The organism is Lactiplantibacillus herbarum (genome assembly GCF_001039045.1).
Classification (GTDB): Bacteria; Bacillota; Bacilli; order Lactobacillales; family Lactobacillaceae; genus Lactiplantibacillus; species Lactiplantibacillus herbarum.
In genome coordinates this window covers 21,847-33,612 of record NZ_LFEE01000018.1, presented here as the reverse complement: position 1 = coordinate 33,612, position 11,766 = coordinate 21,847, and the positions used below count along the sequence as shown (strand labels likewise).

Here is an 11,766-nt window from a genome sequence, read left to right as displayed (position 1 = left end):
ATTCTTTTTCACTAATCTTTTTTCGTTTTAGGTGCAGTTACGGACTTAGGTTGCTTTGCTAGCTTGACCTTGTCACGTTCCATCATGTCTTGTAATTCATTTAAGAAGACGTGCATATCTTTGAACTGACGATAGACACTAGCGAAACGGATGTATGAAATCTCATCAATATCTGCTAATTGTTCCATCACGTATTCACCGATGACCTGACTAGAAATTTCATTTTCGCCAAGTGCACGGATCTTGTTTTCAACACCGTCAACGACACCAGTCATGGTTTCCATGCTGACCGGCCGTTTTTCAGCGGAACGAATAATCCCACGTAAGACCTTTTCACGGTTGAACTCTTCACGAGCACCGTTTTTCTTGATTACTAATAACGGGGTGGCTTCAACCCGTTCAAACGTTGTGAAACGGAAGCCACAGTTTTCGCATTCCCGACGGCGGCGAATCACGCGACCATCATCTGTTGGTCGGCTATCGACAACGCGGGAACCATTATGGTGGCAATGTGGACATTGCATTAATTTTCACCTCATTATTTACATCTAACGATTAGTATTACTTTATAGTTTTCAGCCATTTTAACACGGCTGCCCTGGTTTTATCAATGTTAGCGCCGTTATCGATCACTACATCGGCCTGTGCCACCTTTTCAGCCAGCGGTAACTGACTGTCGATTCGCGCCTGTGCGGCCTGCTGAGACAACTGATTACGAGACATCAATCGTTGCAATACAACATCTGAAGGTGCGTTGACAACAAGCACTTGATCACAAACGTGCTGCCAACCACTCTCAAACAGTAACGGAACATCTAAGATAATTGCTGCAGGGTGTGACTGTCCAGCTGCTACAATCGCTTCAAACATTGCGTACTGAATGGGTAGACTAGTAATCGCCGTCAATTCGGCTAAAGCCTGATTATCATTAAAAACTAGCCGTCCTAACCAAGCACGATTGAGACTACCATCTGCTAACAAGGCTTGTGGTCCAAAGTGAGCCGCAATTTTTTGCGTTGTTGGCTGTCCCGGCCCCTCAACTTGCCAAGCAATTTTATCCGCATCGACAATTGGTAAGCCATTACTTGCCAAAAGTTTAGACACTGTTGATTTTCCAGTGGCGATACCACCTGTTAACCCAATCAATTTTGTCATCTTTGCGCCTACAATTGTTGTTCTAACGGACAGAAATGAGTCCCCCGTTGTGCAACTTTGATTTTCTCAATCATCGTGCCACAACGTTCACAGGGTTCACCTTCACGGCCATAGACGTGCAAGTGATTCTGGAACTGACCAGCTTCACCAAACGCCGTTGAGAAAGAATGCACGGTCGTTCCATGCCCCTTGATGGCCATCGCCATTTCATCAATGATATTTTGACGCAACGTCTCAATTTCATCTTCAGTCAATGAATTAGCTGGTCGCATGGGATGAATCTTACTCATCCACAAGACTTCATCAGCGTAGATATTACCGATTCCCGCAATTTTACTCTGGTCCAGCAAGAGTGGTTTGATCATCTTCTTAGATTTACTGAAGATTTCCTGCATATAAGCCGCCGTCAACTGCTCTGCCACTGGTTCTGGCCCAATCGTTCTCAGACCAGCAACTGTGACTTCTTCGCCAGTTGGCACCAACGTCATCCGACCGAATTTGCGCGTATCGTTATACCACAAGTCACGATCATCCGTTAAATGAAAAACGACGTGCGTGTGCTTAGTGATTTCGGTACCACTTGAGACAACGTTGTATTTACCTTCCATCCGCAAGTGTGAGACCATCGTCAACCCGTTACTGAAACGGAATAGCAAATACTTGCCCCGCCGATCAACAGTTTTAATCGTTTGATTGATCAATCGCCGCTTAAAGCTTTCAGTATCGTTATTGATAATCTTTGGCCAGTAAACGTCGATCCCGGCAATTGTGGCCCCTTTAACGAGGCGATTCAATCCCCGCCGAACGGTTTCAACTTCTGGTAATTCAGGCATGTTGATTCCCCCTATTTGGCATCGTACCAAGTATCACCGTAGTGACTTTCAACCTTCAAAGGTACAGCCAATTCGACGGCGGAATCCATCACGCTTGGTACTAATTTTTCTAAAATTGGAATTTCTTCTTTTGGTGCTTCAAAGATCAATTCATCATGTACTTGTAATAACATCGTGGCTTTGAGCCCAGCTTCTTTAAGCTTGTCCTGCATCTTGATCATGGCAATCTTGATGATATCAGCGGCACTCCCTTGAATTGGCGTATTCATCGCCGTCCGTTCAGCGAATGAGCGTTGGTTAAAGCTCTTCGAATTAATATCTGGTAAGTAACGACGACGGTGCGAAATCGTTTCAACATAGCCCTGTTCTTCAGCCTTTTTAACGATGTCTTCCATGTAGGCCTTAACACCTGGATATTCCACAAAATAAGCATCGATAAAGCTCTTGGCTTGTTTACGCGTAATACCGATATTCTGTGAAAGACCATAGTCACTAATTCCGTAGACGATTCCGAAGTTAACGGCCTTAGCTTGACGCCGAATATTTGGGGTCACGTCTTCTGGGGATTTGAGGTTAAAGATTCGCATCGCTGTTGCCGCATGAATATCATCGCCGGCTTTAAAGGCTGCCTGCATATTTTCATCGTCAGTGATGTGAGCTAAAACGCGTAGTTCAATCTGAGAATAGTCAGATGAGAAGATCTGCCAACCTTCATGGCTTGGCACAAAGGCTTGGCGAATACGACGGCCTTCCTCTAAACGAACTGGAATATTCTGAAGGTTAGGATCAACTGAAGATAAGCGGCCCGTTTGCGTTAGCGTCTGTAAATAACGCGTGTGCACCTTTTGATCCGTTGAGTGAATGGCTTCTAGCAAGCCCACAACGTAGGTCGACTGAATCTTGGAAATCTGACGATACTGTAAGATGTTCGCCACGATTGGCGCTTCTGGTGCTAACTTCTCTAACACATCCACCGCCGTTGAATAACCGGTCTTAGTCTTCTTGATAACTGGCAACTTCATCTCTTCGAATAAGATGTGTCCCAATTGCTTAGGCGAGTTAATGTTGAACTCTTCACCCGCTTCTTGGTAGATGACCTGTTCAATTTCACTGAGTCGTTCCTTGAACTGGCTACCCATAGCTTTTAGATGACCACTGTCAACGGTAATTCCGGCAATTTCCATCTGGGCTAAAACGATTGCCATTGGTTTTTCAATATCATCATACAATTGGGCCTGTTCGTTATCGTCCAATTCTTTAATCAGTTTTGGTTTTAATGCGTCAATGGCAACCAATTTCCGTGCAAGGTGGCTAAAGAAGACGTCATCCTCATCTGGAATGGCACGTTTAACACCCTTACCATAGACCATTTCATCAGTTGGCAAGTCGAAGTAATCATGTTGTTCAGCCAAGCTGCCGAGATCGTTACTGTTATCGTTAGTATCCAGCAAATATGAGACTAGTAATAAATCAAAATCGACAGCACCCAGCTGAATGCCTAGACGGTTAAGACCAACTGTAGTCCGTTTCATATCAAACACATCTTTGACAATTGTTTGACTGCTTAGAATGTCTGCAACAGCTGGCATCATCAATAATTCAACATCACGACTGATATACCATTTACCTGCCGCACCGATTGCAAATCCTGCAAAGGCAGACGTGTGATAATTAGCAGCTGGCATCTCCAAGTAAAAGTCAACGTGATCCGTCAACTGAGCTAACTCATTGACATTTTGTTTTGTCAAAACGGTATAGTCGATTGGCTGCGCTGGTTCATCACTCTGTACTTTTAACTTCTTCAAGAATGATTGGAAATCCATCTCTTGATAGAATGCGGTCAACTCGTCCAACTTAGGGCCTTCATAAGTCAAGTCGGCCAACTGAATCGCAATCGGTGCATCGCGTTTGATCGTTGCTAATACCTTAGCACGTGCTGCTTGCTCACGATCTTCAATCAGATGTTCCTTCATCTTGCTCTTCTTCATCGCATCCACGTTCTCGTAGATACCTTCCATTGAGCCATATTCCTTCAAAAGCTTCAAAGCCGTCTTTTCACCGACTTTAGTGACACCCGGATAGTTATCAGAGGTATCACCAGTAAGGCCCTTCATGTCGATAATCTGCAATGGTGTAATACCTAATTTTTCTTCAACGTGAGCTGGCGTATAGCGTTCGACTTCCGAAACGCCCTTAACCGTTACTGCCACAGTGGTGTTGTCAGTCGTCAACTGAGTCAAGTCACGGTCACCAGTAACGATGGTCGTCGTATAACCTTCTTGATCAGCTTGCCCAGCAATCGTGCCAATAATGTCATCAGCTTCAAAATCTTTTAATTCGTAATGTTGAATCCCATACGCATCCAATAATTTCTTAATGTATGGCATCTGTTCAGAAAATTCACCCGGTGTTTTGGAGCGACCACCCTTGTAGTCATCATACATTGCCGTTCGAAACGTTGTTTTACCAGCATCAAAAGCCACCAGCATATCGGTGGGTTCAACTGCCTTGATCATGTGGTCGAGCATCGTATTGAAGCCATAAACGGCGTTGGTATGCAGTCCATCCGCATTGGTGAAACGGTCCAATTGGTTATGCAACGCAAAGAACGCTCGAAATGCGACACTGTTACCATCAATTAGTAATAATTTTTTTGCCATTAGTTTGCTCCCTTATCTCTTATATTTAAGTCGTCATTAACATCATTTCATCGCAACGTTAACCATTAAAATGACTAATCTTTTGAATAGATCAAACTGCGATGAGTACCCCTATAATTGTACCAAAAAAACGTTCCAAACGGGGGTTCGACAGTCTAAAAGTGTCGAACAATGCCGCTTTTTTCGTCAAAAAAGGGATTATGACGAAGTAGCCATAATCCCTTTAAAAGTTATCTTAATAATTAGTCGCGGCTTGCGCCACCAAAGATTCGAACAAAGTACATGAACAAGTTAACGAAGTCCAAGTACAATGATAAAGCACCAGAAACCGCTAAACCAGTCGATGAAACTTGATCACCATATTGCATGTACATATTCCGCATGTTGTTAGCATCCCACATCGATAAGCCAGCAAAGATTAACACACCAATGTATGAGAACACGTAGCTGATCATTGCACTCTGTAAGAACATGTTAACGATCGATGCAACGATCAAACCAATCAAAGCAGCAAATAAATGGGTTCCTAAGCGTGAAATATCACGTTTAGTTGTCGTCCCGATAACGGCCATCGTCCCAAAGACTGCGGTAGCGGCAAAGAATGCCCCGGTAATCACAGCGCTAGTGTACAATGCCAACGTAATTGAGATTTCAACCCCAAAGACGATTGCAAAGAGCATCAATAGCGTGAAACTCATTGCCGGGTTACGGTTAACATTGGACTGAATCCCGCCGATCATCGCAAACATGCTGACAATGAAGATCATCAAGAAAATCAATGGGTGTTGACCAAAAGCAGCGTAAATCTGTGCTTTGAAAACGGTCATTGATAAGTACACCGTAATCGCTGAAACTAATACAGCTAATGTCATGAAGCCGTACATCTTAGCTAAGAAACTACGTAACCCCACTTGCGTATTAATGGTTTGGGGTTGTGGATCATTTTGAAAATTATTCATAGAATCCCTCTTTCACCTAAAATTTAACTATTCGTTATCACTTCTGAGTTGAAGTTACTATTGAGTTGACTACGTGTCACTAACGTTTATCCCGTTAGCGACCACGTCACACTAGTTTTTCAATCAAACGTCTATGACCAGCCATCCCAATCAGTCACCTCAACTTTCTAATCATAGTTTATCAAATTAGTCAGGGAAGGTAAAATAGTTTGTGCTTGTATGTTATATAAGAATTTCTTCTGTTTGCCATTATAGATGTGCCCCATCTGATCTATGCCTCTTCATCCGCGACGTAACTAATAACATCCCCCGGTTGGCATTCAAGCACTTCACAGATCTTAGCTAATGTGCTGAACCGGACAGCCTTAGCCTTACCCGTCTTCAGGATTGAAATATTGGCAGGCGTAATCCCCACCAACTCAGCTAACTCACCGGTTGTGACACCACGTTGGGCCATAACGATATTTAACGTTATTTTTATCACACTCTCAGCACCTTTCTGCTTAAATTATTGAATCATTTTCGGTTTTCATTGCAACAGCACGAGTGTATAACGTGTAGATGATGCCATAAATCACAATAATCATTATTCCAATATAAACTGAATCCCAATTATCATTAAAGTCACCATTATTTATCCGATATAGCCAACTTGCTGTTAGTTGATTAGCCATAGCCGTGAATAACGACCCAGCAATCACCCACAGTTGAGCCTTAATCATTTTCTTAAGTGATTGAACATTTTCGCTCGCAAAATAATCTCGTTCAATAATATTTGCTAGAATCACACGTAACGAAATAATTGTTAGAATAGCACCAACCACACTTAAAAGCATACCAATTACTAATAACACTGTATAAATCCCCGTTGGAAAACTAGCAATCGCTGCTTGACTGGCAACATGATGCGTCACAGGCATAAGAAAATCTGAACCATGTAAAATATTGTCATTCATACCCCCGCTAAAATACATAAACACGTATTCCGCTGGTGTTAAAAGCATTATAAATGCCCCAATCAGCGCAAGTAACAACGTAAAATTTAAGATATGAATCCCATCATTCAATAGTTTACTCATAATAATAACATCCCCTTTTTATTCTTTACCAATAAAAATATATCGATAAACGATAATCAATTATTATTTATCGATAATTGCAACTGGTTAATATTGATAAATTTATAAACAAAAAAAGGGTGTTACTGGAAGTAATTTACTTCGAGTAACACCCTTTCACACTAGCAAGTCTTAATCACTCACAAAATGCTTATTTCATTTGGTCTTCATAGACCTTTTCATACTTTTGAATGTCCCCAGCGCCCATGAATACAGCAACGGCGTTATGGTATGCCGTCAATGCTGACATATCATCCACCGTAATGATTTCGCCGCCATTTGGTAACTTAGCTGCTAAATCCTTGGATGAGACGTCACCAGATTGTTCGCGTGCTGAACTGAAGATGTTAGTTAAGAAGACGTGGTCCGCCTTGCTAAGACTGCTTGCGAAGCCGTCCATCAACGCCTTTGTCCGTGAGTACGTATGTGGTTGGAAAACTGCCAAAATTTCCTTATCTGGATATTTTTGACGAGCCGCATCCAAGGTTGCTTTAATCTCAGACGGGTGATGAGCGTAGTCATCGATCATGACCATGTCGCCAATTTGGTGTTCTGAGAAACGGCGTTTAACGCCACTAAAATCAAGTAATTCACGACGAATTTCGTCTAAATTAACTTTTTCGAAGTAAGCGACCGCAATCACAGCCGTACTGTTAAGTACGTTGTGTTCACCAAACAATGGCACTTCAAATTCACCCAATGATTCATCATGGTACATCACTTCAAATGAAGAACCCTTAGTCGTACGTTTGATATTCACTGCTTGGAAATCATCACGGTCACTAGTCCCGTAATAATAGATTGGCGTATCAACGTCAAGGTTGCGTAAGCTTTCGTCATCGCCCCAAGCAAAGATACCCTTCTTAACTTGGTTACCAAACTGCTTAAAGGCGTCTTGAACGTCCGCCAAATCCTTGTAATAGTCAGGATGATCAAAATCAACGTTGGTCATGATGGCATAATCTGGATGGTAAGCAGCAAAGTGACGACGGTATTCGTCCGCTTCAAACACGAAGAAGCGGGCATCTGGTGTTCCTTTACCCGTCCCATCACCGATCAAATAACTCGTTGGTGCAATATGACTCAATACGTGTGAAAGTAACCCAGTTGTTGAAGTCTTACCGTGAGTTCCGGCAACGCCAATACTGGTAAAACCTTCCATCAATTTACCTAAAAATTCATGGTAGCGATAAACGGGCAAGCCCATTTCACGCGCCTTTTTGATTTCAGGATGATCATCTGTAAATGAGTTCCCAGCAATGACCGTTAATCCCTCATGAATATTAGCTTCAGAGAATGGTAACATCTTGATGCCAGCTTCAGCTAACCCCTTTTGCGTAAAAGTATATTGTTCAATATCTGAACCTTCGACTTGGTAACCCTTGTCATGCAAAATTAGTGCTAACGAACTCATTCCTGAGCCTTTAATCCCAACAAAATAATAAACCGTTGCTTTATCCATTATGCTAATAATCTCCCATATCCGCAATTCATCACCCAAGCAGTGAATCGTTTATTTTTTAATTATGAATCGGCCTGCATCTTCGCTAAATCAGCCGCAGTGAAATAAATATCACGTGGCTTCGAACCCTTAGCCGCAGAAATATAGCCTTGGTTCTCTAAATCATCAATGATATTAGCCGCTCGATTATAACCAACTGAGAAGTTCCGTTGCAACTTAGACGTTGACATCGTATCTTCATCCGCAATGTAAGCTAAAACTTCAGGCATTAACTCATCCTGATTACGAGCTGCCTCTTCGTGTTTCATTAAACTATCCGGTTGAAATTCATAATGTGGACCCGCCTGATCACGTACAAACTGCGTGATACTATCAATCTCACTGTCCACAAAAGTTCCTTGTAGTCGTACAGGGGTACTCTGGCCATTACCCAAGTAGAGCATATCGCCCCGCCCTAGTAATCGTTCCGCCCCACTCGCGTCAAGAATCGTCCGCGAATCAATCTGACTGGCTACCATGAAGGCAACCCGTGTCGGAATATTATTTTTAATTAACCCAGTCACCACGTCGACACTTGGCCGTTGGGTTGCCACTAGTAAGTGAATCCCAGCAGCACGTGCTTTTTGTGTAATCCGGGCAATGTAATCCTGAACTTCACTGGAAGCGACCATCATCAAAACGGCCAATTCGTCGATCACAATGACGATGTATGGTAATTTCAGCCCATGCTCGTTATGTTCTTCAGCAAGCTTGTTGAATTGCTCAATATTTCGAGCACCACCCGCTGCCAGTTTATCGTAACGATTATCCATTTCATCAACAACCCATTTAAGCGCTGCTGATGCGGCTTTTGGTTCAGAAATCACTGGTGCCAACAAGTGTGGAATTTCATTATACGGCGCTAATTCCACGGCCTTTGGATCAATCAATAATAACTTAACTTCCTGCGGGTTAGCCTTATACAGAATTGAAACTAGAATACTGTTAATAAAGACTGATTTACCAGAACCAGTTGCCCCCGCAATCAGTCCGTGAGGCATCTTACGCAGATCAGTTACTTGTGGCTGACCAAATAGATCCACCCCTAAAGCCACTGTTAACGGTGACTTACTTTCCCGGAATTTATCGGAATCTAGTACTTCCGACAACATAACGGGACGCGACTTGAGGTTGGGAATTTCAATTCCGACCGTGTTACGACCAGGAATTGGCGCTTCGATGCGAATATCCTTTGCCGCTAATGCTAATTTTAAATCATCATTTAAATTCGTTATTTTGCTAACTTTAACACCGCGCGCCAATTTAACTTGGAACTGCGTCACGGTTGGTCCGATTGTCCAGTCAATCACGTTCGCATTCACGCCGAACGCATCTAATGATTCGTCCAAGGCGCTGGCCTTCTGTTCGATCCAATCATCCATTTCGGACTCATTAGGAATAACGGGCGCTTTCAACAGATCCAGTGGTGGTAAATGATAAGCCGCTAACTCACGATCCGTCATGACTGGCGCTACTGACTCACTCTCATGAACGGGCATCGTAACGTCTTCTTCGGTAACCGAATTAGCATTTACGGCACTCGATACAGCTACATTCGTTGGCTGTACCACCGCACGACTTGGCGTCGACACCGTTTGTTCTGAACGAGGAGCCACCGTACTGGTTGGTGTTGGTCGCATCCCGACTGGTTGATAAGGCTCATCATCAGGTTCCGCCACCTCGCTAGTATCACTGGTAGGCTTATCTTTGAATAACGCCAAATCCGATTGAGCATCATGTTCAGCCGTCATGATAGCGTCTAAAGATAAACCAAGCCCATGAACTGGCTTAGCTGTCGTGTCGTCTTCATCTGCCGTCAGCGTAGTCTTCAAAGCACTAGCTTCATTAACTGCTGCAGCAGACGCTGCTAATTCTGGTGCGTGTGGTTCAAACACCGTAATTGCCGCAACCACTGACTCAACTAATGGTGCACTAGCAGATACCGCATTGATAGCTGCAGCTGATTCAGCCAACTCTGGTTGGGTTGGTTCGAATACTTCAGTTGCTGCTGCACTCGTTACCACCGCTGACTCATCACTACTAGTTGCATTACTCATGGCAGCCGACTCAGCTAATTCTGGCTGTGTTGGTTCAAACGTTTCCGTTGCCATACTAGTAATGACCCTATCAAGTGCCGCACTCGTTAGTTGTTCAACTGGTGCCGCTGATTCAGCCGCCATCGATTCAACGACCTGACTCACTTGGCTATTTATTGTCACTAAATTAAGCGCAGCGGCTGACGCAGCCATTTCTGGGTGCGTTGGCTCGAACACTTCCGTTGCCGCAGCTGGGACGACCTGACTAAGAGCTTCCGATTCAGTATTCGCCGTCACTGCTTGAGACTCAGCTTCTGAGTCAGTCGTGGCCATTGAAGACGCTGACACTGGTTGCTGTAAATCAACTACCGGCATATCCATAGTTTGAGCGTCCGCAAACAACATAAATGTCGCTGCTGACTTATGCAAACTCGCTTCAATCGCTAAGTAGTTGCGTTTATCAGGCGATTGAATAATACCGCCGTTCGTCAAAGCTGCACTTAGCTGTGAAGGAACCCGTGACGGATGAAAACTACCATGGGTGCCACCATTGAATAACGTGCTGCTCTCGGCACTAGTCGCCTGACTAGCTGATGCTGCCTGGCTAGTCACAGCTGCATGACTAAGTGGCACCGCCGTGGCGCTAACTGGCCGTGCTTGTGAGCTAGCAGAGGTCGCCGCGCTACTTGATTGACTGGCCGCTGAATTATTTACTTGTGGTTTACTGGTTCGATATTTCCGGAAAAACGCCGGGCCATCATAATGGTTCATTTGCAATCATCCTAGTTTTTAATGTCAATCTTAAGCGTTGAATAAAGTTTGGGCACGTTCAAAATCAAACGCAGCACCGACTGGTTGATAATCAGCTGGTAAAATCAAAGCACCTGGTTGTTGTGGTGCGTTTGGTAAGTTTAATTCGCGACCAGATACGATCATCCCGTTACTAGCAACACCACGAAGTTCACCAGGCCAAATAATCAAACCATCAGGCATCATGGCACCGACTTTAGCGACAACGACTAAAATATCTGCTTGCATGTTAGGTGAACCACTGACGATCTGTAGTGACTCATCCGTACCAACATTTATCTTGGTCACTTTTAAATGATCAGACTTAGGATGTTCCTCAGCTGATTCCACGTAACCAACAACAAATTTAGGATCTGTATCTAATTCTAATTCTGGTTCAAAATCATTTGCTTGTAATAGTTGATTTAATTGGGCAACTTGTTCGGCTGTTAAGTTAACTTGGCCGTTAACGTCAATCGTACCTAACGTCTTTGAAACTTCAAAGAAATTGTAGCCAAGGGTATTCCCAGTTGCAACATCACTAATACGTGTTACATTGGCATGCGTTTCAATAGTTTGGGTGTCCGTATCTGCTCGTAAAACGGCGATTAACGTGTCACCTAATTCGGTTGGATTATAACTTGTAATTAACATGTGAAACCCCTTTGCTCTCATTTTTGCGTTCAATTCTTAATTATAACGTATTTTTCATCAT

At 43.5% G+C, this 11,766-nt stretch carries 10 protein-coding genes; all 10 read right to left on the bottom strand.

What is annotated here, in order from left to right; genetic code table 11:
- Window positions 1–11: 11 nt before the first annotated feature.
- The 10 genes from nrdR to ytpR all read right to left on the bottom strand — a co-directional run bounded on the left by nrdR (window position 12) and on the right by ytpR (window position 11,705).
- The gene (nrdR, locus tag ACG95_RS05230; RefSeq protein WP_047999506.1) at window positions 12–524 is read right to left on the bottom strand and encodes a transcriptional regulator NrdR; all 513 of its coding nucleotides are present in this window, start codon (window positions 522–524) and stop codon (window positions 12–14) included.
- Between the two features lie 37 nt (window positions 525–561).
- Complete coding sequence (gene coaE / locus ACG95_RS05225; RefSeq protein WP_047999505.1) at window positions 562–1,155, bottom strand: dephospho-CoA kinase; 594 nt, start codon at window positions 1,153–1,155, stop codon at window positions 562–564.
- An 8-nt stretch (window positions 1,156–1,163) separates the two neighbouring features.
- The gene (gene mutM / locus ACG95_RS05220) at window positions 1,164–1,988 is read right to left on the bottom strand and encodes a bifunctional DNA-formamidopyrimidine glycosylase/DNA-(apurinic or apyrimidinic site) lyase (RefSeq protein ID WP_047999504.1); all 825 of its coding nucleotides are present in this window, start codon (window positions 1,986–1,988) and stop codon (window positions 1,164–1,166) included.
- Between the two features lie 11 nt (window positions 1,989–1,999).
- The gene (gene polA / locus ACG95_RS05215; protein ID WP_047999503.1) at window positions 2,000–4,648 is read right to left on the bottom strand and encodes a DNA polymerase I; all 2,649 of its coding nucleotides are present in this window, start codon (window positions 4,646–4,648) and stop codon (window positions 2,000–2,002) included.
- 242 nt (window positions 4,649–4,890) lie between these two features.
- Window positions 4,891–5,607 (bottom strand): Bax inhibitor-1/YccA family protein, encoded by a 717-nt coding sequence (locus tag ACG95_RS05210; RefSeq protein ID WP_047999502.1) that lies wholly within the window; start codon window positions 5,605–5,607, stop codon window positions 4,891–4,893.
- A gap of 271 nt (window positions 5,608–5,878) precedes the next feature.
- Window positions 5,879–6,091 carry a helix-turn-helix domain-containing protein gene (locus ACG95_RS05205; protein WP_152668288.1) on the bottom strand — a complete coding sequence of 71 codons (213 nt, stop codon included), beginning with the start codon at window positions 6,089–6,091 and terminating at the stop codon, window positions 5,879–5,881.
- Window positions 6,092–6,110: 19 nt separating this feature from the next.
- On the bottom strand, window positions 6,111–6,686 hold the full coding sequence (locus ACG95_RS05200) for a DUF2975 domain-containing protein (protein ID WP_047999500.1): 576 nt from the start codon (window positions 6,684–6,686) through the stop codon (window positions 6,111–6,113).
- A 190-nt stretch (window positions 6,687–6,876) separates the two neighbouring features.
- The gene (gene murC / locus ACG95_RS05195; protein WP_047999499.1) at window positions 6,877–8,187 is read right to left on the bottom strand and encodes a UDP-N-acetylmuramate--L-alanine ligase; all 1,311 of its coding nucleotides are present in this window, start codon (window positions 8,185–8,187) and stop codon (window positions 6,877–6,879) included.
- A 62-nt stretch (window positions 8,188–8,249) separates the two neighbouring features.
- Window positions 8,250–11,033 carry a DNA translocase FtsK gene (locus tag ACG95_RS05190; RefSeq protein ID WP_047999498.1) on the bottom strand — a complete coding sequence of 928 codons (2,784 nt, stop codon included), beginning with the start codon at window positions 11,031–11,033 and terminating at the stop codon, window positions 8,250–8,252.
- A gap of 30 nt (window positions 11,034–11,063) precedes the next feature.
- On the bottom strand, window positions 11,064–11,705 hold the full coding sequence (gene ytpR / locus ACG95_RS05185) for a YtpR family tRNA-binding protein (RefSeq protein WP_047999497.1): 642 nt from the start codon (window positions 11,703–11,705) through the stop codon (window positions 11,064–11,066).
- Between the last annotated feature and the right edge of the window lie 61 nt (window positions 11,706–11,766).